The organism is Deinococcus aerolatus (genome assembly GCF_014647055.1).
GTDB lineage: Bacteria > Deinococcota > Deinococci > Deinococcales > Deinococcaceae > Deinococcus > Deinococcus aerolatus.
The window spans coordinates 1-24915 of sequence record NZ_BMOL01000021.1 but is presented as its reverse complement, the minus strand read 5'-3'; the positions used below and the strand labels follow the sequence as shown (position 1 = coordinate 24915).

The 24915-nt window shown below is 69.5% G+C and carries 28 protein-coding genes and 1 tRNA gene; 17 read left to right on the top strand and 12 right to left on the bottom strand.

The window, feature by feature from the left end:
* The first annotated feature begins 149 nt into the window (after window positions 1–149).
* On the top strand, window positions 150–545 hold the full coding sequence (locus tag IEY31_RS16060; RefSeq protein ID WP_188973825.1) for a 2Fe-2S iron-sulfur cluster-binding protein: 396 nt from the start codon (window positions 150–152) through the stop codon (window positions 543–545).
* A 92-nt stretch (window positions 546–637) separates the two neighbouring features.
* Here IEY31_RS16060 and IEY31_RS16055 read toward each other — a convergent pair whose 3' ends face one another.
* Window positions 638–2551, bottom strand: a complete 1914-nt coding sequence (locus IEY31_RS16055; protein ID WP_188973822.1) for a hypothetical protein — start codon at window positions 2549–2551, stop codon at window positions 638–640.
* A 23-nt stretch (window positions 2552–2574) separates the two neighbouring features.
* On the opposite strand from IEY31_RS16055, the gene IEY31_RS16050 reads away from it, so the two are divergent.
* Genes IEY31_RS16050 through IEY31_RS16040 form a run of 3 tightly spaced genes read left to right on the top strand, consistent with a single transcriptional unit; the run spans window position 2575 to window position 3582 of the window.
* Window positions 2575–2715 carry a hypothetical protein gene (locus IEY31_RS16050; RefSeq protein WP_188973820.1) on the top strand — a complete coding sequence of 47 codons (141 nt, stop codon included), beginning with the start codon at window positions 2575–2577 and terminating at the stop codon, window positions 2713–2715.
* A 10-nt stretch (window positions 2716–2725) separates the two neighbouring features.
* Entirely contained in the window at window positions 2726–2911 is a 186-nt protein-coding gene (locus IEY31_RS16045; protein WP_229723717.1) for a hypothetical protein, read from the top strand.
* Window positions 2908–3582, top strand: a complete 675-nt coding sequence (locus IEY31_RS16040; RefSeq protein WP_188973816.1) for an HD-GYP domain-containing protein — start codon at window positions 2908–2910, stop codon at window positions 3580–3582. The genes IEY31_RS16045 and IEY31_RS16040 overlap by 4 nt, the downstream gene beginning before the upstream one ends.
* Before the next feature lie 123 nt (window positions 3583–3705).
* Here the strand turns inward: IEY31_RS16040 and IEY31_RS16035 are convergent, their stop codons facing one another.
* The 4 genes from IEY31_RS16035 to IEY31_RS16020 form a co-directional block, all read right to left on the bottom strand.
* On the bottom strand, window positions 3706–4641 hold the full coding sequence (locus IEY31_RS16035) for a DNA polymerase III (RefSeq protein WP_188973814.1): 936 nt from the start codon (window positions 4639–4641) through the stop codon (window positions 3706–3708).
* Between the two features lie 36 nt (window positions 4642–4677).
* On the bottom strand, window positions 4678–5439 hold the full coding sequence (locus IEY31_RS16030; RefSeq protein WP_188973812.1) for a metallophosphoesterase family protein: 762 nt from the start codon (window positions 5437–5439) through the stop codon (window positions 4678–4680).
* 121 nt (window positions 5440–5560) lie between these two features.
* Window positions 5561–6625, bottom strand: coding sequence for an SIS domain-containing protein (locus IEY31_RS16025; RefSeq protein WP_188973810.1), 1065 nt, complete (start codon window positions 6623–6625; stop codon window positions 5561–5563).
* A 212-nt stretch (window positions 6626–6837) separates the two neighbouring features.
* Window positions 6838–6914, bottom strand: a tRNA-Arg gene (locus IEY31_RS16020).
* 45 nt (window positions 6915–6959) lie between these two features.
* On the opposite strand from IEY31_RS16020, the gene IEY31_RS16015 reads away from it, so the two are divergent.
* The 3 genes from IEY31_RS16015 to IEY31_RS16005 all read left to right on the top strand — a co-directional run bounded on the left by IEY31_RS16015 (window position 6960) and on the right by IEY31_RS16005 (window position 10792).
* On the top strand, window positions 6960–8885 hold the full coding sequence (locus tag IEY31_RS16015) for a peptidylprolyl isomerase (protein WP_188973808.1): 1926 nt from the start codon (window positions 6960–6962) through the stop codon (window positions 8883–8885).
* Between the two features lie 148 nt (window positions 8886–9033).
* A complete protein-coding gene (gene trpS / locus IEY31_RS16010; RefSeq protein ID WP_188973806.1) occupies window positions 9034–10032 on the top strand; it encodes a tryptophan--tRNA ligase in 999 nt (332 codons plus the stop codon).
* A 10-nt stretch (window positions 10033–10042) separates the two neighbouring features.
* A complete protein-coding gene (locus IEY31_RS16005; protein ID WP_229723716.1) occupies window positions 10043–10792 on the top strand; it encodes a segregation and condensation protein A in 750 nt (249 codons plus the stop codon).
* Between the two features lie 74 nt (window positions 10793–10866).
* On the opposite strand, the gene IEY31_RS16000 is transcribed toward IEY31_RS16005, so the two are convergent.
* Window positions 10867–11547 carry a metal-dependent hydrolase gene (locus IEY31_RS16000; protein WP_188973804.1) on the bottom strand — a complete coding sequence of 227 codons (681 nt, stop codon included), beginning with the start codon at window positions 11545–11547 and terminating at the stop codon, window positions 10867–10869.
* Between the two features lie 127 nt (window positions 11548–11674).
* Here IEY31_RS16000 and cdaA point away from each other — a divergent pair, with 127 nt between their 5' ends.
* The 5 genes from cdaA to rsfS all read left to right on the top strand — a co-directional run bounded on the left by cdaA (window position 11675) and on the right by rsfS (window position 16036).
* Window positions 11675–12586 carry a diadenylate cyclase CdaA gene (cdaA, locus tag IEY31_RS15995; protein WP_229723715.1) on the top strand — a complete coding sequence of 304 codons (912 nt, stop codon included), beginning with the start codon at window positions 11675–11677 and terminating at the stop codon, window positions 12584–12586.
* On the top strand, window positions 12583–13575 hold the full coding sequence (locus tag IEY31_RS15990) for a CdaR family protein (RefSeq protein ID WP_188973802.1): 993 nt from the start codon (window positions 12583–12585) through the stop codon (window positions 13573–13575). The genes cdaA and IEY31_RS15990 overlap by 4 nt, the downstream gene beginning before the upstream one ends.
* A gap of 117 nt (window positions 13576–13692) precedes the next feature.
* Window positions 13693–14325, top strand: a complete 633-nt coding sequence (gene yqeK, locus IEY31_RS15985) for a bis(5'-nucleosyl)-tetraphosphatase (symmetrical) YqeK (protein WP_229723714.1) — start codon at window positions 13693–13695, stop codon at window positions 14323–14325.
* The gene (locus IEY31_RS15980; protein WP_188973800.1) at window positions 14322–15647 is read left to right on the top strand and encodes an LCP family protein; all 1326 of its coding nucleotides are present in this window, start codon (window positions 14322–14324) and stop codon (window positions 15645–15647) included. The genes yqeK and IEY31_RS15980 overlap by 4 nt, the downstream gene beginning before the upstream one ends.
* Window positions 15644–16036 (top strand): ribosome silencing factor, encoded by a 393-nt coding sequence (gene rsfS / locus IEY31_RS15975; RefSeq protein WP_188973798.1) that lies wholly within the window; start codon window positions 15644–15646, stop codon window positions 16034–16036. Before IEY31_RS15980 ends, rsfS begins: the two co-directional genes overlap by 4 nt.
* A gap of 83 nt (window positions 16037–16119) precedes the next feature.
* Here the strand turns inward: rsfS and IEY31_RS15970 are convergent, their stop codons facing one another.
* Both IEY31_RS15970 and IEY31_RS15965 read right to left on the bottom strand, forming a co-directional pair.
* Complete coding sequence (locus tag IEY31_RS15970; protein WP_188973796.1) at window positions 16120–16623, bottom strand: DUF3809 domain-containing protein; 504 nt, start codon at window positions 16621–16623, stop codon at window positions 16120–16122.
* Window positions 16624–16660: 37 nt separating this feature from the next.
* Window positions 16661–16927, bottom strand: coding sequence for a DUF3248 domain-containing protein (locus IEY31_RS15965; protein WP_188973794.1), 267 nt, complete (start codon window positions 16925–16927; stop codon window positions 16661–16663).
* A gap of 45 nt (window positions 16928–16972) precedes the next feature.
* Here IEY31_RS15965 and IEY31_RS15960 point away from each other — a divergent pair, with 45 nt between their 5' ends.
* The 3 genes from IEY31_RS15960 to coaD are packed head-to-tail and all read left to right on the top strand — an operon-like array spanning window position 16973 to window position 18409.
* On the top strand, window positions 16973–17248 hold the full coding sequence (locus IEY31_RS15960; protein ID WP_188973793.1) for a hypothetical protein: 276 nt from the start codon (window positions 16973–16975) through the stop codon (window positions 17246–17248).
* 55 nt (window positions 17249–17303) lie between these two features.
* Window positions 17304–17852, top strand: coding sequence for an RsmD family RNA methyltransferase (locus IEY31_RS15955; protein WP_188973791.1), 549 nt, complete (start codon window positions 17304–17306; stop codon window positions 17850–17852).
* Window positions 17849–18409: a pantetheine-phosphate adenylyltransferase gene (gene coaD / locus IEY31_RS15950; RefSeq protein ID WP_188973789.1), complete on the top strand. Its 561-nt coding sequence runs from the start codon at window positions 17849–17851 to the stop codon at window positions 18407–18409. The genes IEY31_RS15955 and coaD overlap by 4 nt, the downstream gene beginning before the upstream one ends.
* Window positions 18410–18488: 79 nt before the next feature.
* Here coaD and IEY31_RS15945 read toward each other — a convergent pair whose 3' ends face one another.
* The 3 genes from IEY31_RS15945 to alr are packed head-to-tail and all read right to left on the bottom strand — an operon-like array spanning window position 18489 to window position 21300.
* Window positions 18489–19319: a VC0807 family protein gene (locus tag IEY31_RS15945; protein ID WP_188973787.1), complete on the bottom strand. Its 831-nt coding sequence runs from the start codon at window positions 19317–19319 to the stop codon at window positions 18489–18491.
* Window positions 19320–19334: 15 nt separating this feature from the next.
* A complete protein-coding gene (prmC, locus tag IEY31_RS15940; protein ID WP_188973785.1) occupies window positions 19335–20180 on the bottom strand; it encodes a peptide chain release factor N(5)-glutamine methyltransferase in 846 nt (281 codons plus the stop codon).
* 58 nt (window positions 20181–20238) lie between these two features.
* On the bottom strand, window positions 20239–21300 hold the full coding sequence (alr, locus tag IEY31_RS15935) for an alanine racemase (protein WP_188973783.1): 1062 nt from the start codon (window positions 21298–21300) through the stop codon (window positions 20239–20241).
* A gap of 65 nt (window positions 21301–21365) precedes the next feature.
* Between alr and IEY31_RS15930 the strand changes: the two genes are divergently transcribed.
* Complete coding sequence (locus IEY31_RS15930) at window positions 21366–23348, top strand: hypothetical protein (protein ID WP_188973781.1); 1983 nt, start codon at window positions 21366–21368, stop codon at window positions 23346–23348.
* Between the two features lie 85 nt (window positions 23349–23433).
* Window positions 23434–23940 (top strand): hypothetical protein, encoded by a 507-nt coding sequence (locus IEY31_RS15925; protein ID WP_229723713.1) that lies wholly within the window; start codon window positions 23434–23436, stop codon window positions 23938–23940.
* A gap of 79 nt (window positions 23941–24019) precedes the next feature.
* On the opposite strand, the gene IEY31_RS15920 is transcribed toward IEY31_RS15925, so the two are convergent.
* Window positions 24020–24535, bottom strand: coding sequence for an HD domain-containing protein (locus IEY31_RS15920; RefSeq protein ID WP_188973779.1), 516 nt, complete (start codon window positions 24533–24535; stop codon window positions 24020–24022).
* Between the last annotated feature and the right edge of the window lie 380 nt (window positions 24536–24915).

Below are 24915 nucleotides of genomic sequence, written 5' to 3'. Positions count from 1 at the left end.
GCGTCTGGGGGAACGTCTGCTCGCTCATGGACCGTAAGCTACAGGCCGGGGCGAGCTACAGGCCAGGGCAGCAGCGGTCAAGCGGGGGCGCAGCGCAGGGTTTCCGGCGGGCCACACCACAGGACTCCAGGCATGCCATCCTGTCGGCCATGACCCAGCTCACCCCCCAGGACATCACCCTTCAGATTGAAGGCTTCGGAGAACTCACGGCGCGCACGGGCGAGCGGCTGGTGCTGGCGCTGGAGCGCGGCGGCGTGGACATCCTGCACCGCTGCGGCGGCGTGGCGAGGTGCACCACCTGCCGCGTGTCGTTTCAGGAGGGCGAACCCGACGCCATGACGCTGGCCGAGTACGACAAGCTCACGGAAAAGGACCTGCTGGGTCAGGCCCGGCTGTCCTGCCAGATCGAGTGCGCGCCGGGCATGCGCCTCACGCCGCTGCAGACGGCCAGCAGCAGCGGTCTGGAACCCGGCAAGGCCCCCGCAGAGACCATCGAACCAGCCCCCGGATGGACCACCCGCCCCGGCGCGTCCACCGAGGGCTGAGCGCCAGCGCCCGGCGTACCGGCACCCAGCATTCAGGCCAGGGGCATCGGCTTGCCCAGACAGCCCAACGCAGACGGCTCAGCACAGGGCGCTCAGTTCATGCGCCGGTGCCGCTCGGCCTCGAAACGCGCGATCTCCGAGGGACTGGACACCTGCCGCGCCACCGACAGGCGCAGGTCCTCGGTCTCGATGTCGCCGGGGTCGATGCCCAGAATGGCCGTCGCCAGCAGCACCACCCGCCGCTCCTGCCCCCGCTCGATCTGCGAGGCCCGCAACTCGGCCCGCAGTGACCCCACCAGCGCCCGCTGGATGGTCATGCGCTGCTCCTCGGCCCACTCGCTCTCCTGGATGCTGGGCAGGAACTCGCCCTTGTAGGCGGCCACGGCGGCGGGCAGCTGATCGCGGGCCACCAGTTGCAAGACCCGCTGACTGTCCAGCGTGACGCTGGCCTTGCTGCTCAGGCGGTACTCGGGGGCCTGATGTGCGCCCTCGACCAGAATCACGTCCGCGCCGATGGCCTCGCGGATGTCAGTCACGCACTGCCGGAAATACGTGGCCGCCTTCTTGGGATCGCGGTCCGGCCACAGCTGCGTTACCACGTCCTGCCGGGTGCTGCGCGGATGCAGCGCCAGGTAGGTGAGCACCGCCACGCTGCCGCGCACCCGCATGGCGCAGGGAATGCCATCGCGCAGGGCCAGTTCCTGGCCCAGGGTCATGATCTCCAGGCGCATGCCGCTGGTAAACAGATCGTCACGCATGGTCCCGCTCAGCGCCGAGGTGTCCTCCAGCGCGGCTTCCAGCAGCGGGGCCAGATTTGGCTGCAGCCGGGCGTAGGCCAGCATTTCCTCGATTTCCCGTAGATCCGGCGCTATGACAGTCTGCGACTGGGTGCGGGGCAGGCCCGCAAGTTCCAGCAGCGCCTCCGAGAGCAGACCGGTGCAGCGCGGCAGGTCATTCATGCGGTACGCGCAGTACGCCGCCAGCAGCAAGGCCCGCGTGGCGTCGATATGCGCGCCGCGCTGCGTGGCCTCCTCGCGCACGTCCAGCTGCATCCGCAGGGCCGAGGCGCTGTCACCGCGCCGCAGGGCCATCATGGCCAGAACCACGCGGGCGTACAGCGACAGATCGGGATTCAGGGCGCGCAGCCGGGCAATGGTGCGCACCGCCTCGGTATGTTCCCCGACCCGGCTGTGGTGGTTGGCAAGATGCGACAGCGCGTATTCGGTGATGTAGAACTCCCGGAGCTTCTCACCGCGTTCCGCCAGATCCACAAGCTGCTCGACAAAACCGCCGTAGTCGCCCCCGATCAGCATGATGTTGACCTTGCGGGCGTCCAGGTGAAGAGCCACGTACTCGTCGCGTAAATCCGAGGCAATGGCCTGCGCCTTCTCGATCGTTTCGGCGGCCGTCTCCAGCTGACCCGCCTCGACCTGGATGTCAATCAGGGTGTAGATGGCCGCCAGCAGGGGACGCCTGTTCGCGTCCTGTTCCAGCACGGGCAACGCGCCGGTCAGCAGCTTCAGCGCAGTGGATAATTCACCCTTAAGGACATAGGTAGAAGCCAGGGTATGGGAGAGACGTGCCGCTATTTTCCTGTCACCCAGCGAGAGGTACCCGCGCCGCGCGTCCTCAATGGCCTTGACCGCGCCGGGTTCGCCCAGCTGCTGCAGGGTCACGCCGTACCAGCGCAGCGCCCTGAACAGCAGTTCTCCCTCCAACCGGGGCAGCAGGTCAATAAAGTGGGACGCCGCTTTCCTGTTTTCACCGGTGGCCCGCAGCAGGTTGCCGTATTCCACGGCAGCCTCGTCATTTCCAAGGGCCATCGCCAGTTCAAGCGACTGCTCCGCTGCTGCGAACTGACTGGTTCGCAGTAGCGAGATCCCCAGACAGGTGATTTCTTCAGCGTTCAGGTCATCCTGGGCCTGCAGAACTGTTAAAACGGAGTGATAATCACCGGTATCGAAGTCCGCCCGGAGCTGTGCCAAACGGCTTAAACGCTTGTTCACACTTAACCGTTTAGGATAACCCTATGAAAAAGACCCTGCGCACCCTGATCGGCCTTGCCCTCGCCCTGGCAGTTACCTCGGCCAGCGCCGTTCCAGTCGGCGGCGCCGGACTCGAACGCGTTCCAGCCACCAGCACTGGCATGTCCAGCGTGATCGGGAACTGAGGTCGCTGACATGGCCGTATCTTATCCCCGCAAAATGCAGCAGGTCCGTGAAGCCTTCAACACCGAGACTGCCACGCAGACGCGCCAGCAGGCCGCCGTCTCAAACGTCCGTCCGGCCACCGCCTCGCTGCTGACCAACCGTATGGACAGCCTCTCGTTCCGGATGGGTCGCCTGTCCTGTGCTGGCCTGGAATGAACCGCAAGTGGGTTCCCTGGCACAACCAGCAGATTGGAACCTGGACCGCCGCGCCTGGCACGCATGAACTGCTGATTGACACGTACCTTCAGGAAGTTGATGCCTGGACCACCACAGTGGTGGGCCGCAGCTGCGCTGGCCACGAACGCCGCGTGATGACCCTGGCACTCAAGCTGGCCGAGGCCGCTGGACTGCTTCTGGATGAGCGCGATGTACGGCAGGTTGTCTGGGCAGCCCTGCTCCACGACATTGGCAAGGCCGCCATCAGCAGCAAGATTCTCGAGAAGCCAGGCCCCCTGACGGCCGCAGAGTTCAGGACGATTCAGCAGCACCCGGCCCTGGGCCACCGGCTGGCACGGACTGCGCCGCAGATTGACGATGAGATTCTGGGTGCCATCCTGCACCACCATGAGCACTGGAACGGCGAGGGCTACCCGCTGGGCCTGATCGGCGAGTCAATTCCCCTGCTGGCGCGCATCATCAAGGTGGCCGACGTGTACGACGCGCTGGTCTCTGACCGGCCCTACCGCGCCGCCTGGACGGCCGACGAGGCCGCCGCCTACCTGCTGCAACACTCGGGCATGGCCTTTGATCCCCGGCTGATTCCCCTGTTCGTGTACCGCGTGCTGCCCCGTTACCCGCATCCAGGGACGGACTTCTCGCTGGACTGACCGTCCCACGCTGCGGGCGTCCATCGCCTGCATCCCTTCAAACAGACATCAAGAACCATCAGCGGCAACTTCGGAAGGACGGGAGTTGCGTTTTTTATGCGCTGACGGCAAACAGGACGCACCTCAGCTCAGGCCGAAGGCCTCGCGCACGCCCAGGGCAAACACCTGGAAACTGAGGCTGGGGCTGGCGTAAGCTTCCAGCGCACCTTGCAGGGCGTCCAGGGCGGTGTCGGCACGGGCACGCTGGTGGGCCGGGCGCTGACGCCACGTGAACCGCAGGGCTTCGGGATGCCACGCCGGATCAAAACGTTTTTCCAACCGTTCGGCGGCCTCCAGAGCGCTCAGCAGGCCCACGCCCAGCGAGTTGTCCAGCTCGCGGGCGTCCGCCAGCGCGGCACGCACGCCGTCCAGATCGCCCAGGACGCCCGCACGCCCAGCGGCGAAGGCGATCAGTTCAGGGTCCGGAGTGTGCCCGGCGCGGACCAGGGCCGATTCGAGGGTGTGATCGGCCAGCGGGGCCACACCCAGGCGGGCGCTGCGGCTGACGATGGTGGGCAGCACCGAGCGCCGGTCCTCGGCGAGAAACAGGAACAGCGCGCCGTGCGGCGGCTCCTCCACCAGCTTGAGCAGGGCGTTGGCGGCCTCCGGTCCCAGATATTCCGCGCCATTCACGATCACCACCCGGCGGGCGAAGGTGGGGCGCACCTCCAGAAACTCGTAGATGTGCGTCTCGTACTCGCGTCCCTTGTCGCGGCCCTGCAGCACCGCGCCGATGGGAATCAGCTTGCGCCGCGCCGCCTTGCCGGTAGCGGTGGTGGTGCGCGGCTCAATCAGCAGCGCGTCCGGGTGTGCGTCAGCCGCCAGCGCCAGGCACGAGCGGCAGATGCCGCACGCCTCGCCGTACATTCCCCGCGCACCCTGGCAGTTCTGCGCCGCCGCAATGGCCCACGCGGCCGCCAGCTTGCCCACCCGCGCCGGGCCGGTCAGCAGCAGCGCGTTGCCGGTAAAGGCCTCGGCCTGCTCGATCAGGGGGACGTGCAGGGTCACGGCCGCTGGCATGGGCACCCTGCCGTGATGATCGCGCCGGTGCCCACGCTATTTGCCCACCGCCAGCCGCGCCGCGAGCACCTGCGGCAGCCCCGCCTCCAGCGAGGCCTCCTGGGCGCGGGGGACGTCGTAGGCCACGCGAATCACCTCAAACTGGGAGCGGACCGTGTCGTAGATGCCGTAGCTGGCCCTGGGGTTGCCGTCGCGCGGCTGGCCCACGCTGCCGGGGTTGAGAATCACGCGGGTGGTGGGCGGCACCATGTAGCTGCCGCCGTCGTGAAACAGCTGGCCCTTGATCCACTCGCCGGTGGGAGCGTTCAGGGTGGCGTACACGGCGGGAACGTGGGTGTGGCCCACGAAGCCCAGCCGGCCCTGCCACTGCCCGAAGGCCTCGCGGGCCGCCGCCACCGAGTCGGTGTAGTCGTCCAGGCTGACCGGCGTGCCGTGGCGGTAGCGGGCGCCCACGTCCGGATCGTCGATGCCGTCGCGCCAGGTGCGGACCCAGGCGATATCGCGCTCCGAGAGGCGCTCGATCTGCCAGCGCAGCGCCAGCGACACCACGCTGTCGCGGGTGGCCCGCTTGCCGTCGACGTATTCCAGCAGCATCTGGTCGTGGTTGCCCATGACACACACGGCGTCCAGGTCACGCAGCACGTCCAGCACCTCGCGCGGATTGGGGCCGTAGCCCAGCGCGTCACCCAGGTGAAACACCTGATCGTAACGGCGTGAGGCCGCGTCCAGCAGCACCGCTGCCAGCGCGGTGTTGTTGGCGTGAATGTCAGAAAGCAGCAGCAGCCGCACATCCCGCATGATAGCGCTCCGGCGGAACACAAGCAGCGCTCAGGCCAAAGGGTGAACCCGCTCCGGAAAACAGTTTTTCAGGCGGTGGAGCGCCGGGCGGCGTCTGCGCCCTGCCCGGGACGTGCCCTGCTTAGTCCTCTTCGCGGTCGTCGGGATCATCCAGATCGTCCTCGTCATCCTCATCCCTAGCATCGGCCCAGTCTGGCCCGGCGTCGTCGACGCGGGTGCGGCGCAGGTCGTCGCGGGGAGCGGTCAGGCGCAGGTCGCCGCCGTCCTCACTGCCGCCCTCGCCGCTCAGGGTGGCCTGGGCGCGGGCCAGCACCGCAGGGTCGGCAGGCTCGGCCCCGTACCGCTCGGCCAGGTACGCGGCCACCCACGCGCCGAAGTACCACAGCGCCAGCGCGGCGGGGTAGCCCTGCGCGCCGTCCGGGGCAGGCACGTGGATGATCTCGTCGATGCGCGAATCCAGCACCTCGCGGGCCAGCAGCAGCGAGGGATCGGTGTCGCCCAGAATCAGGGCCACCTTGGCGTCGCCCTGCTCATGGCGGGCGTCGAAGGCCCCGCTGACCAGTGGCAACAGGTCGCCCAGCAGCGGCACGGCCAGCGTCTTGCCGGTGCGGGCCAGCAGCTGCTGCCACGCGTGCGGCAGGGCGTCGGCGTCGCTGGCGGCCAGCAGCAGCGGCGTGCGCCCCCACAGGCTCCAGGCCAGGTCGCGGGCGGGGTTGTTCTCCTCGACATTCGGAGCGCAGCGCAGGGCCAGAGCCGCGAGCGCGGCGTCGGCCTGCGCGGCCTCGTCGGCGTGCCCACTGGCGTAGGCCACCGCCTGCGCGAAGTGGTAGGTGGACAGCGGCCCGCCCGGCACCAGCACGTCGATCTCGCCGGGGCGGCCCCCGGTGCTGATGCGGCGCGCGGTGGCTCCGGCGACCTCGGACAGATCGGCGTAATCGGTGGCGGCGGCGGCCACGTCGGGACTGCCCAGCACGAACTGGGTGCCCGCGCGGGTCAGACTGGGCAGCGCCAGGGCCTGCAGCAGGTGCGCGGCCAGGGTGCCCTCGCCCACGCCGACCAGACCATAGGGAGCCGCCTCGGGGGTCTGTGGTCCGTCGTAGCTGCCGGGCAGGGCAGACAGCAGCCGCAGCAGGCCGCCGGACGCCGCATGGAACTCAGCCGCGTGATCAGGAGTGGAGTCGCTCATGTCCCCAGCGTACAGGCCGGGGGCGCCCGCCAGCCTCCAGCCGCATGAAGGGCACGAGAAATACGCTCCACAACGCGCTTTGCGGCTTCACGCCCGTTTAACCTTGCATGCTAGACTCTTGCGCGTGTGTTTGCCGGCAGTTGCCCCACCCTGCGGCCCGGTCCACAAAAAAACCACCCCGCAGGGTGGCTTGACCGGACTGAAAAGCTGGGTGGTGCACTCGACTGGACTTGAACCAGTGGCCTTTGGCTTCGGAGGCCAACGCTCTATCCACCTGAGCTACGAGTGCATTCAGGGTCTGGGGTACGCTAGCACCTATATTTAAGGAGATCAAGTGAAGCGAAAGAAAGTCACCAATGTCATGCTGATCGTGCTGGCCCTGCTTCTGGTGGTCGGCATGGCCTACCAGTTCACCCCCAATATCGGGCAGCTGTTCAGCGGCAATCAGGCCAGCGGCACGCCCGCGCTGAAGGTCAACGGGCAGACCATCACCGCCGAGGAACTTGACCAGGCCCGCCGGGCCAACCCGGTCCTGAGCACCACCGACACCGGCGTGCTGGGCGACGACTTCAAGACCGTCGTGGTGGCCAGCCAGATCCAGCAGGCGCTGGTCAAGGCCGCCACCCAGGACATCAAGGTCAGCCGGAGCGACGTGAACGCCGAGGTCACCAAGGTCCGCGAGGCCAACGGCTTCCAGGACAACAAGGCCTGGACCGACGCCCTGCAGGGGGCCGGCCTGAGCGACGCGGGCTACCGCGAGTCGGTGGGCGAGCAGCTTGCCGTGCAGCGCAAGGTGGAGGAGCTGAAAAAGGCGGCCCCCGCCCCCACCGACGCCGAGGCCAGGCTGTACTACGACCTGAACCCCGAGGCCTTCCAGAGTGACGCGCGCGTTCAGGGGCGCCAGATCGTGGTGGCCGACGAGGCCAAAGCCAAGGCGCTGCTCGCGCAACTCAAGGGCGGCGCGGACTTCGCGGCGCTGGCCTCGGCCAACAGCAGCGAGTTTGGGGACCGCGGCGGGGCGCTGGGACCCATCGAGAACGGCGCGCCCCGTCCGGTGGCCCAGGTCGCCCTGCCCGCCGAGGTGGGCGCGGCGGCCTTTGCCCTCACGAATGGCGGCCTGACCGACGTGGTGTCCAGCGGCGGCAAGTTCTACATCGTCAAGGTGGAGAAGTACCTGGCCCCGGCCCCCAAGCCCTTCGAGGACGCGAAGACCGACATCCTGGCCGCCCTGAAGACCCAGAAGGAAAACGCCGCCGTCGAGCGGTGGCTGACCGAGCTGGACAAGAATGCCAAGGTCGAGTACCTCGATCCCAACTGGACCATCGAGAACCCCACCGTCGCCACCGTGGCCGGCCGCGACATTCCGTACTCGGAAGTGGTGGAGGGCGTGGTCGGCAACCAGCAGTTCAGCTCGCTGCTGGAGCAGGTGCCGGCGGAGCAGGCCGCCAGCCTGGTGAACGGCCTTCTCAAGCCGCAGGTGCTGCAGGGTGTGATCCAGACCTACGCCGCCCCCACCCTGGCCGAGCGGCTGAAGCTGCCGCTGACCGGCACCCGCCAGGACATCGCGCAGGGACTGGCTGCCTACGGCGCCCGCGACGTCAAGGTCAGCGACGCGGACCTGCAGGCGTACTACACGCAGAACAAAGCGCAGTTCGAGACCCCCGCCAGCGCCACCGTCGCCGAGGCCAGCTTCCGTGACCGCACCCAGGCGCTGGCCTTCCGCACCGACTGGAAGGGCGGCGACTTCACGGCAGCGGCGGGCAAGGCCGGGGCCACCGTCAGCGAGCGCGGCGAACTGACGGCGGGTGACGGCAAGCTGAGCCCCGAACTCGAGGCGGCCGTCTTCGCCGCCAAGTCCCTCAAGGACGCGGGCGAGGGCAGCCTCAGCGACGTGGTGAAAGTCGGGGAGCGGTTCTCGGTGCTGTACGTCACCGATCTGCAGCCGGCGGTGACCCAGCCCTTGAGCGCCGTGAGAAGCCAGATCGAGCCGCAGGTGCTGGCCGCCAAGAAGAACGAGGCCGGACAGGCTTTCCTGGCCGAACAGGTGGCCACCCTGAAGCCGACCGACAATCTGGAAAAGGTGCTGGCCGCCCAGGCCAAGCGTGTGGCCGCCGCCGGGCCTGGTCTGAACGCGCCCGCCGCCGGGACCGACACGGAAACCGGGCCTGGAACCGGGACCCCGGAAACGCCGGACAGCACCGTCCCCGGCACGCCGGACCCCGACGCCCCCGCCGACACGGCGGAACCGGCCACCCGCTAGTCTTCTTTCCCCGCCGAACGGGCTGCCCCTGTGTGGGCGGCCCGTTTTCCTGTGGCGACAGCTCTCCTGTGGCGACGGGCGGTGCCGGTCCTGTCCTGCGTGGCTGCCACATAGCGCCGCGTCTCCGGGCCGCTAGAATGCCCCGGTGATGTCCCGCGTCTTTTCTGGAATCCAGCCCACCGGCGAGCCCCACATCGGCAACTACTTCGGGGCCATGCGCAACTACGTCGCACTGGGCGAGCAGTACGGCAAGGGCAGCATCTACTGCGTGGTGGACCTGCACGCGCTGACCAACCCGGCGGCCTTTGACCCCAGACTGCTGGCAAAACGCACCTTCGAGATGGCGCTGGCCAACTTCGCGGTGGGGCTGGACCCCAGCCGTGTGGTGTTCTTCGCGCAGTCGCATGTGCCCGAGCACCAGGAACTGAGCTGGATCTTCACCAACCTGACCCCGGTGGGCGAGCTGGAGCGCATGACCCAGTACAAGGACAAGGCGGGGGCGCTGGAAAGCGTGCCGGCGGGCCTGTTGATGTACCCGGTGCTGATGGCCGCCGACATCCTGCTGTACAAGGCCGACACCGTACCGGTCGGAGAGGACCAGACCCAGCACATCGAGCTGACCCGCGAGATCGCCCGGCGGTTCAACCACACCTTCGGCGAGACCTTCCCCGAACCGAAAGCCGTGTACAACAAGGACGCCCTGCGGATTCCAGGGGTGGACGGCCACGGCAAGATGAGCAAGAGCAAGGGTGAGAACAGCACCCTGGGCCTGCTGGAGAGTCTGGACAGCATCTGGCAGAAGCTGCGGGCCGCGCCCACCGACCCGGCCCGCGTGCGCCGCACGGACCCCGGCAACCCCGACGTGTGCCTGATTTTCGACTACCACAAGCTGTTCTCGGACCTGCCGACGATTGAAATGGTGGACGTGGAATGCCGCCGCGCCGGCATCGGCTGCGTGGACTGCAAGAAGAAGTTGATGGAAGGCGTGACTGCCACCCTCTCCCCCATCCAGCAGCGGGCGGCGGAACTCGCGCAGCACCCCGACGACATCCGCGACGCGCTGGCGCAGGGCGCGAAGGAGGCCCGCGCCATCGCCGCGCCGGTTATAGCAGAGGTGCGCGAGAAGGTGGGTTTCCTGAAGCTGTGAGGCCGCCGCCTTGACCGCCGCCGTCCTGGCCCCCCCCACCCCGGTCAGCGGCTTCGTGGTGGACCTGCCCGGTTTCAGCGGCACGCTGGCCGAACTGGCCTCAGCGCTGCGAACCGGGCAGGTGGGGCCGCAGGAGGTGGCGCTGCTCACGCTGACGCGCAGCGTGCTGGCCTGGGTACAGGCGCTGACCGGCGGAAGTTTTGCCGGGGCGCACCCGGACCTGCTGCCCACCCTGGCCACCGTGATCGCCCTGAAGGCCCGGCTGCTGCTGCCCGAGCCGGAGCCGGAAGCGTGGCAGGAAGACGCCCCCGACGAGGCGCTGGAGGACCTGCTGGAAGGCGTGGAGGCACTGGCCGAGCTGGACACGCTGGTGGGCTTTCTGTTGGCCCGCCGCCGCGAGCGCGAGGGCATTATTCCGGCCCGGCCCGTGACGCTGGACCTGCCGCGCCGTGAGCGTGCGCGCAACCCGGCGGGCAGCCTGGCGAAACTGGTGCGGGCCGCACAGAACGCCGTGCGCCAGGTGGACACGCCGCTGCTATCGCGCGACCGCCTGACCCTGGCCGACGCCCTGGGGGCACTGCGGGCCTTTGGGACCCGGCTGCGCCACTTCACCTTCCGGGGCCTGCCCGCGCAGGACTGGAATGAACGGACCACCTACTTTGCTGCCCTGCTGGAAGGCGTCAAGGAGGGCGAGTTCAGTGTGCAGCAGGCCGAGGTCTACGGGGAGATCAACGTGCAGTCGCATCTGGTGGAGCTGTAAAGCAGCGGGCGGCAGACCGCACCGGCTGCCGCGCAGCGTCACTCTCCTTCAGCCTCTTTCAGCGTTGCTTCCCGTCAGAGGGCCGTCGTTTCCCCTGGCTCCAGAATCCGCACGTCCACGCCCTGCGCCTCGCCGTCCCGCTTGAACACCTGGGGATCACCGGTCAGCGGGGGAAAGGTGCCGAAGTGCATGGGAATGGCCACCTTCGGGCGCAGCAGTTCCAGCGTGCGGGCGGCCTCCTCGGGGCCCATGGTGTAGTGATCGCCCACCGGCAGAATCGCGGCGTCCAGCCCCCGGTCCCCGATCAGGCGCATGTCGGAAAACAGGCAGGTGTCCCCGGCAAAGTAGAGCCGCTTGCCGCCCAGCTCGATCAGCAGTCCGGTGGGCATGCCGCCGTAGGTGCCGTCTGGAAACGAGCTGCTGTGCCAGGCGGGGGTCAGGGTCAGGCGGCCCCAGTCGGGAGCGTAGGTGCCGCCGATGTTCAGGCTGACCGCCTGCGCGGCGCCGTGCTTCTGGGCGTAGCCCGCGATCTCGGCGGTGGCGATCAGCGGCACGCCCGCCTTGCCGAAGGCCAGCGCGTCGCCCCAATGGTCGCCGTGCGCGTGGCTGATCAGCACGGCGCTGAGCTTCCAGGTCAGGGCCTCTTCCAGCGTGACGGGCGACCTGGGGTTGCCGGTGATGTAGGGATCGATCAGCAGGCGGTGCTCGCCGCTGTGAAGCAAAAAGGTGCTGTGGCCTAGGAAACGGATGTTCATGGGTGGTCCTCCGGAGGCAGAGTCGGGGGCGTGAAGTGCGGACAGACCGTATAGTAGGCGCGCAACCCTGAAGTTTTTCCGGCCCTCCTGCCCGCCGCGTTTTCTCCAAGGAGTCCCTGTTCCTCTTATGACCACCCCGTTCGGCCAGATTGGTGTCCAGGATGTGCTGGACATTGTCGTGGTCGCCTTCCTGGTGTACCAGGGCTACCTGCTGGTGGCCGGCACACGGGCCGTGAATGTGGTGCGCGGGATTCTGGTGTTCGCCGGGGTGTGGGTGGCCGCGCAGCTGCTGGGCCTGACCACCCTCAGTTACCTGCTGGGCCGCGCCGGCACGGTGGGCATCTTCGCGCTGCTGGTCCTGTTTCAGCCGGAACTGCGCGCCGCGCTGGAGCGGGTGGGCCGCCCGCGTGGGCGCGATGCCAGCGCCAGCGGGGCCGCGCTGCAGGACCTGGCCCGCGCGATGGAACGCCTGGCCGAGCGCAAGACCGGCGCGCTGATCGCCATCGAGCGCCGCACACCGCTGGGCGAGTACGCCGAGACCGGCGTGAACATCGACGCGCTGGTCAGCGTGCCGTTTCTGGAGGCGCTGTTTGCCCGCAACGCCCCGCTGCACGACGGCGGCATCATCCTTCAGGGCGCGCGGGTGGTGGCGGCCGGCTGCCTGTTTCCGCTGCAACCCGCCGACGGCACCTACCGCCGCTACGGCACCCGCCACCGCGCGGCCATCGGGCTCTCGGAGCTGACCGACGCGGTGGTGCTGGTGGTCAGCGAGGAACGCGGCAGCATGCGTATTGCCCTGGGCGGCCGCCTGGGGCCGGACCTGAACGGCACCGAACTGCGCGAGCAACTGCGCGAACTGGTCTACGACTACCCGGTGGGCCGCGCTGCCGTGCCGGTCAAGCCCACGCCTGAAACGAAAAGTGCCCCGGAGACCGGGGACGTCCGGGCAGACGCGGCGTCCCAGACCGAGGTGCGGGCTGAGTTGCGCCCTGAAACGCGCCCCGAACCGCGCCCTGAAACGCGCAAGGAGCAGACGTGAGCGGCGGCGATCCGGGCTCCCCGCTGCAGGAGCCGCCCGCCTGGCGGCGCTGGCTGGAGCCCCGCTACGCGCTGGGGCGCAGCGTCCACAACCTAGGCCTGAAGGTGCTGGCGGTGGCGGTGGCGATCACGCTGTGGTTTGTGGCGACGGCAGACCGCCGGGCCAACGTGGAGCAGGGCTACGACGTGCCGGTGACGGTGCGCGACACCACCGGCGGGCGGGGCGAGGGCACCCGCGCCACCAGTGACCTGAATCCGGCCACGGTGCGCGTGACGCTGTCCGGGCGGCCCGAGCGGCTGCGCGAGTTGCGGGCCGGCAACATCGAGGCCATCGTGGACGTGACCGGCGCCCCGGAGGGCAGCTTTACCCGGCCCGTGACCGTGGCCGCGCCCAACGGCACTGCCGTCAGCCGCAAATCGCCCGATACGGTGCAGGGCTTCGTGGACACCCAGCTGACCCGCACCCTGCCGGTAACCCTCAGCGTGATCACGCCGCCCGAGGCCAGCCTGCCGCGCTACACGGTTATGCCCGCCGAAGCCCGCGTCACCGGCCCCGGCCGGGTGGTCGTGCGGGTCTCGAGGCTGGTGAGCAGCCCCGAAAACCTGGGGGCGGCCTCCGAACGCGAGGTGCCGCTGATTGCCCTGGACGAGGCCGGGCAGCCCATCGAGGGGGTGCAGACCAACCCGGCCACCGTCACGGTGCGCCGCCTGGACACCGGCGAGTTGCCGATCAAGACCCTGCGGGTGACCCTCAACGATCCCCCGGCCAACCTGAAGGTCACGGCCCGCAGTATCCAGCCCAGCAGCGTGCGGGTGGTGGCCTCGCCTGACCTGCTGGGCCGCCTGCGCGAGATCAGCGGTACGGTGACTTACCGCCCCGGCAGCTACAGCGCCCCAGTGCGGCTGGACCTGCCAGCCGGGGCACAGGCCCTGGAAAACGTCACGGTCAGCCTGACCGTCGAGCCAGTGCCCGCAGACGACACCCCCTGAGCGGCGATGGGGGGAAGAGAGGGACGGAAGCGTTTCCAACTGTTGCCCATATCAAGTGTCGGTCAGGCGGACGGCGTATAGTGTGGCAATGATGTGGAGGAGCGGCCACATGGCCCAATGATTGCCCACGTCCTGAAGCTGCATGCCCAGCCCACAGCCTGGACCGGCTGGGAGGAGCGGGTGCGGCTGATGGTCCGCCCCAGACGCTTTGAGCATGTGGTGCGGGTGGCCGAGTTGGCCGCACAGATCGCGGCGGCCAACGGAGCGGACGTGGCGTGTGCCTACGCGGCGGGCATTCTGCATGACATTGCCCGCGACCTGCCGGACGCCGAACTGCTGCGCCTCGCCCCGCCGGAGTGCGAGATCGACGGCCTGCACCCGCTGGCGCTGCACGGCCGCGCTGGCCGCGCCCTGCTGGAGCGCTGGGGCTACGCTGACACGGTGGTGCTGGAAGCCGTCGAGGACCACACCACCGGCCCACGCGGCGACAACCGGGTGGCGCAGGCCGTGTACATCGCCGACGTGTCCGAACCTGGACGTGGCGTCAACGCAGACATCCGTGAACTGGCGCTGCAGGACCTGAACGCGGCTCTGGAAAAGGCCATCATCTCCAAGGTCACCTACCTGCAGGGCCGGGGCATCACGGTGCATCCGCGCACGCTGCGCTCGTACCACGCCCTGCCGTGCTGCGCCCACCTGACGGACAGCGGCGATTCCGGCCACGCGGCACCCACGTCCGCCTTCCAGTGACGGCCGCTCGCCCGAACCCCCCTGGCCCCCGCGCCCCGCGCTGGCCCCTGGCCCGCCTGCGGGCGCTGCAGACCTTTGGCCTTGGGCTGGCAGCCCTGACGCTGGGTGGACTGGCGCTGCTGCAGGGCGTGGGCGCCTCCGGGCTGGCGCTGGGCACAGGCTCGGCCCCGCAGTTCACGGTGCTGCTGGCCGGGCGCGACATCGTGTACTGCTACTACCACCAGCCGTGCAAGGACCAGGACAACCCCGTGGGGGCGCTGGAGCCGCCCAACACCGATACGCTGATGCTGGTCAAGGTGGACGGCTCGCGCGTGCGGGTGCTGAACATTCCGCGCGACACCAATGTCGGCCCGTTTGATCCGGGTCAGCGGCCCAGCATCCAGAAGATCAACGGCCGCTACGGCTCCGGCGGCCCCGAGGCGCTGACCCGCGCCGTGGAAACGGTGGTGGGCGAGCGGGTGGATTCCCATGTGGTGGTCCGCACCGATTACGTCGAGCGGGTGATCGACGCGCTGGGCGGGCTGGACGTGACCGTTCCGGAGGGCGGCATCGAGTGGGTGGACAACGCTGCCGGCGTGAATTTCAAGCTGGACGCCGGGCCACACCATCTGGAAGGCAGAGAGGCCGTACTGTACCTGCGCGTCCGCAAGGGGTTCGGTGACGATTACGGGCGCATCGACCACCAGAAGCAGGCGCTGGCGCAGCTGGCGGCGAGGTTGCGCAGCCCGCGCGGACTGGCCGCCCTGCCCACCATCCTGGGCGGCATCGGCAACGGGGTGGACACCAACGCAGACCCTGAGCTGCTGACCGCGCTGCGGCCCTACCTGTCCAACCTCAAGCTCAGCTTTGCCACCCTGCCCACCGACACCATCCCCGGCAGCTTCAACCTGGCGGTCAACCGCGAAGCGCTGAACACACTGTGGGGAGACCGGCCGGCCATGGCTTCACCCACGCCAGATGTAAAGGTCAGCGTGATGGACGCCACGGGCGCGGGGCTGGGCAGCGCCGTGCGGAGCGCCCTGAACACCCTGGGCTACCGGCAGGTGGAGGTCCGCACGGTGCCCGAGAGCCGCGAGACCAGCCAGGTTTTTACCGGCCAGGACGTCAGCGCCGCAAACGCACTGGCCGATCTGCTGGGCCTGCCGCGCCTGCAGGGTGAGCGTTTCCCGGTTGAGGCGGGCGAGGTGGGTATTCTGTTGGGTGTGGACGCCCGCGAACACCTCGCGGCCCTTTTCCCCTATGCCCGGCTTTCCGCACCGTCACCCGTTCCAGCAGCGCCACCCGCGACGCCGGGCACCCCACCCCCCACGGAGACCCCATGACCCTGAACACCAAACCGAACGCCCCCTCCAAATCCTCTGCCCACGAGCTGGACCAGCGCCAGTTGCGCGCCATCGTGGACGCCGCCCGCGAGCGCCGCGCCGAGGACGTGCGAGTGCTGGACCTCTCGGACGTCAGCAGCACGCTGGAGTACTTCCTGATCTGCACCGCCACCGCCGGGTTGCAGCTCAACGCCATCCAGGAAAACGTCCGCATCAAGGCGATGGAGGCCGGCCTGCCGCGCCCCAGCGTTGAAGGCCCCAGCGAGCGCTGGCTGCTGCTGTCGTTCGGCAACATCGTGGTCCACATCATGACCAAGGAAGCCCGCGAGTATTACGACCTCGAGGGACTGTGGAGCGACGCCCGCACGCTGGACTTTCCCGAGGAGTAAGCAGCGGTTCACAGATTTTGGAACCAGAGAGGGAGGCGGGCCGCGTGGCCGGCCTCCCTTTTTGGAGAGCGGGCCAGCTCGGCTCAGCGTGCCTCCAGCGCCTCGCGCAGGCCCTCGGGCAGCTCCCGCGTGACCCGGTCCAGGGTGCGCCCGGCGGCGGCGCGGACCATCTTCTCAAAGGCCGCGCCGCCCCAGCCCTGAACATCGGGGGTGGCGAGGTGGGCGCGGAACAGAAAATTGAAGGCCACTTCCACTGCCGTCTCGCCGCTGCCGGCCGCCTGCGCGCCCTCCAGCACCTGGGCCTGCCCGGTGACCTCCACCCACGCCCGCTCACCCGCGATGGGCTGCGGCGTCAGCGTCGCGCCGTCGGGGGTGTGCGCCAGCACGCACAGGAACGGCAGGTCGGCCTCGCCCAGCACCGGCAGCGGCACCAGCAGTTCGCCGCGCACCCCGGCGCCGTCCACACGTAACCCCCGCAGAAAGTGCAGGCGCGACAGCGTGCGCATCGGATCACGCACGAAGGCCAGCGTGTCCTGGGCCGAGCCAGGGGCCTGCAGGGTAAAGTGCCGCCCGGCCTCGATGATCACCGGGCCACCAGCGGGGTCACCGGGCCACCGGGCGCGTTCAGTCCACCCACTCGATCACCACGCGCCCGCCCTCCAGGGCCAAGAGCAGATCGGCGTCACTGGCACTGCGCAGCCGGGGCAGGTGCGCGAAACGCGGTGTGGCCGAGGCGTAGCCCAGCCGCACGATCACGTCGTCGCCGACCTCGTCCTTGCCGATCCGCCACACCAGCTGCCCGCCCAGCGCCTCCAGCTCCTGCGGCAGCACGCTTCGGACCACCTCGGCCTCGGCCGCGGCGCTGGGGTCGGGCGGCAGCGAATCGCTCATGGGGCCATTGTACCCGCCGGGCCAGGCAGGGTAGAACGGGGCACGATGACTGCTGATGCCCCCCTGCTGTCCTGGCGTGTCCTGGAAACCCGCGTCGGTCTGGACGCCCTGCCCGACTTTCACCGGAGCTTCCTGACCTGGCGCGGCGTGGAGAACGCGGACGAGATGCCCCTGCGCCGCGTCTCGCAGCGTGTGGACGCCGAACTCAACCGGCTGGTGCAGTCCGGGCAGGCGCGCCGGCAGGAGGACGACTGGCTGCTGGAGGCCGGGGCCCTGGGCGGCTTTGGGGCGTACGAGGCCCTGACGGATCCCGAACAGTGACCCCGCTCCCGTCTCTGCCCTGTCCATCCAGCACACCAGCCAGCGGGGGGCGGGCATGAGCCTGCGGATTCTGGGCGGCAGCGCCCGGGGCCGCAGCCTGAAGGTGCCGGACAGCGCCCGGCCCAGCGGCGCACGCGTTCGCAAGAGTCTGTTTGACCTGCTGGCGGCCCGCGCCCCCACCGGCACCTTCATCGACCTGCACGGCGGCAGCGGGGCCATCGGGCTGGAGGCGGCCAGCCGGGGTTACGCGGTCACGCTGATCGAGCAGGACACGCGCGCCGTCAAGGCCCTGGAAGCAAATGCCCGCGCCCTGGAACTGCGGGTGCGGATCGTGCGCGGCGAGTCCCAGAAGCTGCTGCCCCGGCTGGGCACCTTCGACATCGTGTTCAGCGACCCGCCGTACCAGGCCGATATTCCCGCACTGACCGCGCAGCTGCTGGCCAGCCAGATTGTGGCAACGGGCGGTCTGCTGGTCTGCCAGCACCCGGACCGGCTGGCCCTGCCGGAGCATCCCGGCTTCGCATGCGAGGTCCGTGAGTACGGCAGCAACAGCCTGACCCTCTACCAGCGGGCCGCGGCGGCGGATAGGGTGGAAGGCGAATGAAAGCCGTTTTTCCCGGATCGTTTGACCCCATCACCAGCGGGCACATGGACGTGCTGACCCGCGCCAGCCGCATCTTTGACACGGTCACCGTGACGGTCATGCACAACGCCCGCAAGCAGGGAAGGCACCTGTTCACGCTCGACGAGCGGCTGGACATCCTGCGAGCGGCCACCGGGCATCTGGAAAACGTCGGTGTGGATTCCTTCGGCGGGCTGCTGGTGGACTACATGGCGCAGGAGCACAAGGGAATCATCCTGCGCGGGCTGCGGGCGGTCAGCGACTACGAGTACGAGTTGCAGATCGCGCACCTGAACCGCCAGATCGGCGAGGTGGAGACCGTGTTCATCATGGCGGCCACCCGCTGGAGCTTCGTGTCCAGCAGCATGGTCCGCGAGATCGCCAGCTACGGCGGCGACATCCGCGAGATGGTGCCGCGCGCCAGCGCCGAGGCCCTGCGCCTGAAATACGCGGACGTGTATGAGGAACGGGAGAACGCGGCCGCCTCTGCCCGGCCAGATACCCGGACAGGCGCGCAGGAAAGCGCGGCAGAGCCGTGAGCCATGCAGGGCCGTAAATAACGGGCGGGTGCGTCAGCCCTGACCCCGGCTGACGCACCCGCAAAATGCGAAGCCGTGGTCAGGCGGGGTCGCCGACCTCCGCCGGCATCTCGCCGCGCTCGCGCATGGCGGCGGCCAGCTTGGCAGGCTCCAGCAGGCTGGCCTCCGGCCCGAAGCGGACCTTGACGGCCCGCTGCACAAACCAGATGGCGGCAAACACCCCGACCAGACTGATGACCAGTCCCGGCACCCGCATCACGGCGTTGACGGCCGCGATCTGGGCATTGAAGTCGTCGGTGCCGAATTTGGCGGTCACGCGGGCGTAGTTGACGATGCTGTTGACCACGCCGCCAATCAGGTCCACCACCGAGAACACCACGGTGCCCAGCACCAGCCCCCGGTGAACCGCAGGGTCCCGCATGGCCTGCTGCGTGGCGGCGCGGTCCTCGGGCTTCTCGCCAATGCTGGCGGCGTCCAGAAACACGCGGAACAGCGGCACAGACGTCGCCGCGCTGATCAGGAACAGGATGCCGGTCAGGTAGGACCGCGCGCTGTCCTTGATGGCGTACCAGAAACCGTCCACGTACCAGAAGGCCAGCGCGCCGGAAAAGATCGCGCCCGCCCCGCCGATCAGGGCCACCGGGCTGACGTTGCGGTTGACGCCCAGGTCCCACAGGACGTAGACCACCGGAATCAGGGCGGCCAGCAGGTAGGCGCGCACGTTGCCGGCCGTGCCGCCCCCAAACACCTGCTCGGCAACGCTGATCCCGCTGCCCAGGACATTGGGACTGAGAATCATGATGGGAATCAGCAGCGTGAAGACCAGATCCCAGACGGTCTTGGGCACGCGGGCGCGGGCTTTCTTGGGGGGCGTGGCGGTAGGGTTGAATTCGGAGGCCGGGTCGCTCATACGGCGCGCATTCTCTCATCCCTGGGTGAGGGCCATGGGCGCGGCCCGCACGAAGCGTTCCCGGCCGGTCAGGTCCGGGTGGAGGGTGGCCTCCCAGCCCTGGGCACACAACTCGGCGGCGAGGGTGGGGGCGTTGCGGGGGTCCAGTTCCAGCCACAGCACTCCGCCGTCAGCGAGGGCAGCGCGCGCCTGCAGAACCAGCCGGCGGGCCAGCGTCAGGCCGTCCGGGCCGGAGTACAGCGCCAGATCGGGGTCGTGACGCACCTCCGGGTCAGCGTGGGCGCGGTCGCCCTCGGGCAGGTACGGCAGATTCGCCAGAATCAGGTCGAAGGGGCCAGGCAGGGCGGCCAGCAGGTCGCTTTCCACGAACGCCACCTCCAGGCCGTTCAGCGCCGCATTCTCCCGCGCCAGGTCCAGCGCCTCGGGACTGAGGTCTGCCCCCAGGACCGCCGCGTCCGGCCGTGCCTGCCTGAAACCCAGCGCCAGCGCCCCCGTGCCGGTCCCGACGTCCACCACACGCGGCGCACGCACCGCCCTCACCTCAGCCAGCGCCAGGGAAAGCAGCCACTCGGTTTCCGGCCTGGGAATCAGCGCCCGCCGGTCCACCCGCAGCCCCACGCCGCCCCACTCCAGCGTGCCCAGCAGGTGTTGCAGCGGCACGCGGGCCGCACGCTGCCGGACCAGTCCTTGCAGCCGGGCCGCGTCGGCTGCGTCCACCTCTTCCTGGCCGCGCAGCAGGAATGCGGTGGGCGGGAGGTCCAGCGCGTGCAGGATCAGCGCCCGTGCGTCCACGTCCGGCGAGGGCACGCCCGCCGCACGCAGGGTCTGAACGGCGGCGGCAAGGTGACCGCGCAGATTCACCCTGCCTGCGTCCCCAGTGCCCAGATCCCCAGTGCCCAGATCCCCAGTGCCCGCATCCTCACGGCGCGGCCAGCCGCTCGACGCGTGCGCCCAGCCCGGTCAGCACCTCGTACTCGTTGGTGCCGCCCCAGCCCGCCACGTCGCCCGCAGTGATGGCGTCTGGCCCCCAGAACCGCACCGTGTCGCCCACCTGCACCGGCAAACCGGTCACGTCCACCATGCACTGGTCCATGCAGATGCGGCCCACCACCGGGCGGCGCTCGCCGGCCACGGTCACGTGGGCCTGCCCGGTGGCATTGCGCGGGTAGCCGTCGGCGTAGCCCAGCCCCACGGTCGCCAGCAGCGTGTCGCGCGGGGCGTGCCACAACCCGCCGTAGCTGACGCTCTCGCCCTCCAGCGCGGTGTGCAGGTGGGTGACCTCGGCGTCCAGGGTCATCACCGGGGTCAGCGGCAGCACGCCCCCCAGGTGCGGCGGCGCAAAGCCGTAGGACGCCAGACCCGGCCGGGCCAGCCGCATGCCCGGCAGCGCCCCCAGGCTCAGGATGCCGCCGCCGTTCGAGGCGTGGGCCAGCACCGGCGGCAGCTGCGCCAGCACGTCCTGAAAGCGCCGGAACTGCTGCCAGGCAAACGCCAGATCCGGCTCGTCGGCGGTGGCGAAGTGGGTGTAGGCCCCCTCCAGCACCCCGCGCTCGGCCAGCCGCTGCCCGACGCGCACGGCGTCCTCCGGGCGTGCGCCCAGGCGGTTCATGCCGGTGTCCACCTTCAGGTGCGCGCGGGCGTGGGGCGGCAGGGCCTCGGCCTGCTCCAGCGACGCGACCGGCAGCCTCACGCCCAGGTCGGCCAGCAGTGGCACCTCCCCCGCACGCGGCGGCGTGAGCAACACCACCGGCTTGCCGGGGTTCAGGGCCGCCAACGCTCCGGCCTCCTGCGGCGTCGCCACCGCCAGCCCCCACACGTCGGGGTGCCGGGCGGCCACGCACGCCACAATTTCCAGGCCGTGGCCGTAGGCGTCGGCCTTGACGGGCAGCAGCAGCGGCACCCCGGCGCGGCGCGACAGGGCGCGGAGGTTGCCTTCCAGGGCGGCGGCAGAGGTGCGGGCGTGGGCGCGGGCAAAGAGCATGTCAGCGCCGATGGTAGCGCGGGGTGGGCGGCGGCGGGAGGGGGGCGTGTATCCTTTTCACAGTCATGCCCAACGTCTTTTCCCGCCGCCGTCCCGCCCCACGTCTGTCTGCCGCCCTGGGTGTGCTCACCGCCCTGCTGCTCTCGCCCGTCGCCGTGGCCCAGACCGGGGAGGGGGGCAGCGCGGTGGGGGGCCTGCTGCCGCTGGTCTCGGTGGGTGAAAAGTGGATTCAGGACGTGGAGAGCTACACCGTACGCGTGTCGCCGCAGGACGCCGGGAAACCGCTGGGGCTGGAAATCTACTCGCCCACCTTCAATCTGGCCGATTACGTGGATGGGCGGCGCGCGGCCGGCTACTTCGGCGACGAGCTGTACAAGAAAAATGAGGCCTTCGACACCACCTTCACCCTGGTCGGCCCTGACGGCACGGTGGCCGAGCGGCGCTACGGGCAGAACCGCGAACACACCTGGGACAGCCTGTTTGCAGGCGGCCTCAGCGCCGGAACGTACACGCTGCGGGTCAACAGCCGGGGCGACGGCAAGAACGCCTACGCGCTGCGGGTGGCCTCGCCGTTCGCGCTGGAAACCAGCGACTTTACCGTCAACGCCCGCAGCAACACGCCCGAGCCGCTGCTGGCCGCCCGCCTGAACGTCACCCCCGACTGGGTGGGCAAGACGGTCAGCGTGCTGAACTACGACATCGACGGTTCCCAGGAGGCCGAGACCTTCGTGCTGCAGCCGGGCGACAAACGCGCGAACCTGACGCCCAGCGACAACGGCAAGACCGCCGTGGACCGCTTTACCATCACGCCGGAAATGGTGGGCGAGTGGCAGATCTTCATCCGGGTGCTGCCCACCACACGGCAGTACAGCAACGCGGTGCGCTACTCGTTCCGGCTGGGCGATCAGCCGGTCACGGCGCGGGTCGGCGGCTTCAATCCGCCGGCCGGGGCCAAGATCGACAATCAGCTGCTTGTCGATGTGGTGGACCCGCAAGGCCGCCCGATTCCCGGCGCGTCCTATACGCTGGTCGGCACCAGCGCCGTGCGCCCGCAGCTGCCGCCCGGCTACGTCCCGCTCAGCTCGACCATCGTGCAGGGCACCGGCAACATCGTCTCGCCCAGCGAGGTGCGCTACCAGCCGGGCTTTACCAAGGTCCGCTTCGTGGCCCGCGCCCCGGAGGGCCAGCTAACGGTCGACGCCGTGGCGCTCTACGGTGACCAGCGTATTCCGCTGACCGGCGTGCCCTTCGAGGTTGCCGGACGCACCCTGAACACGCCCGCCAGCGTGCCGCTGCTGCCCGGCGACTACCCGGTCAAGCCCACCCCCATTCCCGGCGCCACCTTCACGCCGCCGCTGCCGGGCCGGGTTGCAGACGGCACGGCCGGCAAGGTGACCATCGAGTACCGGGTGCTGACCGACGTCACCCTGATCACCGCCCCCGACATCCTGAACGCCTGCGACGTGACCCAGCTGACCGCCAGCGCCCGCACCGACTTTCCGTACCGCCTGCCGGGCCGGCTGGCCCTGAACCTGCCCACCGGCTGGACCAGTGACTACCCGCTGGAAACGTCGGGCGAGTTCAGCGGGGGCCAGCCGCTACGGCTGAAGGTGCCGGTGCGCGTGTGCCGCAGCGACACCGCTGAGGCGGTGCTGAGCCCGATCGGCCTGCGGACCACCGGGGCGGCCAGGGTCCAGAATCCCGGCGGCGCCAATGTGACCCGCAGCGTGCAGGGCGGTGCGCGGGCCAGCCTGAACAAGAGCGTGGAGGGCGGCGTGCAGAACTACCAGGTCCGGCTGGTCTTCACGGTGGACAGCACCCTGGAAAACGTCCGCCTGATCGACCCGCTGCCCACGGGTGGCAGCACCCCCGTCGTGCGCGGCCCGCTGCAGTTCCAGGGGCCGAGCCTGGCGAACGTCCAGCCACGCGTGGACGGCAACGCCATTCTGCTGAGCCGCGTGATTCCAGGCACCTACACGCTCACCTACACGCTGTTCAGCGACCTTCCCGCCGACCGGGTCGTGACGGCGCCGGACCTGGGCTGGTAGAGCTGGACGGCCAGGAACTGCCTCCCCTGCCGGACGTGAGGCTTTTCTCCCGGCAGGCAGCCTGGGCTCCGGTTAAGATGGCGGCATGAGAGGCCGCGCAATGCTCTGGACCGGTGTGGTGCTGGGCAGTCTGGGCCTGTCGGGCTGCAGTTCGCTGCCGCCCGCGCCTCTGGCCGGCGACCTGCTGGGCGCGCCCACCACCCTGAATCTGGACGGGCAGGTGATGAGACTCACGGCGACCCCGCAACTGCGGCAGGACACCCAGCGCTTTATCGTGCGCGTGAGGGTCAGGGCCAACCCCTCTGCTGCGCGCCCCGTGGGCCGTCCCCTGGCCACGCCGCGCCCCCTGAAGGTCACGGGCCTCTACGTGGTGACGGGTTCGGGCCTGTGGCAGTCGCCGCGGCTGAACGACGTCACGCAGGCCTCCACCTGCCGCGAGCGCGTGTGCGCGTGGGGCAGCGGGGAGGCGGACGGCTTCACGGCGGGCGAGGACGTGCGTGTGATTGCGCAGCTGCGCGACGCCAGCGGCCAGATCTTCTGGCTGCGCGACGTCCGGGATCAGCGCATTGCGGTTGGGGCGCTGATCCGCTAGACCGCGCCGCGTGAAACCGCATTGCGGTCAGACCAGTCCCGAACGCGCGGTGGGATTCATGCGGATGGCGCAGGCCAGATCACTCCTGATCGTCGTAGTGGTGCAGCAGCGCAGCGTCCGGGTCAGCAGCAGGGCGGTGGTGGAGGGCCACCAGATCGGCCACGCGCGCCCTGGCCCCGGCGTTCACCAGCAGGGCCGCACCCAGTTCCGGGTGCCGCGCCCGGATGCCCAGCGCCCCTAACGGTGGCAGCAGCCGCGCCAGCCGCGTGGGCACCAGCCCCACCAGCACGCGCTCAGCCACGCGGTACGGGCGCACGCTCTTGCCGCAGTCGTGCAGCAGGGCGGCGGCCACCAGCTGCGGGTCTGCCCCCGGATGCTCGCGCAGCAGATGCAGCGTCACGCGGCAGGCGTGTTCACGGTCCCGCGGGTCCATGCCCCGGTACACCCGCGCCTCGCCCGGCGTGAGCAGCGCCGCCGCCCACGCGTCGTCCGGGTGCGCGTCGCTGGCCCGGACACTGCGCACCAGCCGCCGCACCTTGGCCGCGTAGCCCCGCGCTTTGCGGGCCACGCGCTCAGGCAGCCGCAGGGAAGTCATGGAGGGCAGGATAGAGGAAAGCCGGTTCCGCACACGCAGCATCCAGACCACCTGGAATCCAGACCCGGCACAGAAAAGTGGGAGGCCAGCCCGATCAGCCGCCTCCCACCCCTGTGGCCCTCCGAACTTCATACGGATTCCGTTTAAACAGGTATACTCAGGGGATCAGAACTGTTAATTTTGAGCACACTGCCGAGGACTTCTGGGGCATCTACCGCCGCAGTACCTGCGCCGTCGAGAGACGCCGGAGTCAGCTGCTCGCGTTTCTGGCTGAGGGGAAGGGCAACCAGGAGGCCTTAACGCTCACCCGCTACTCCTACCAGGGCGCGGACAAAATCATCGACGCCTACCACGCAGGTGGGTTGGCGAGTCTGAAAGAT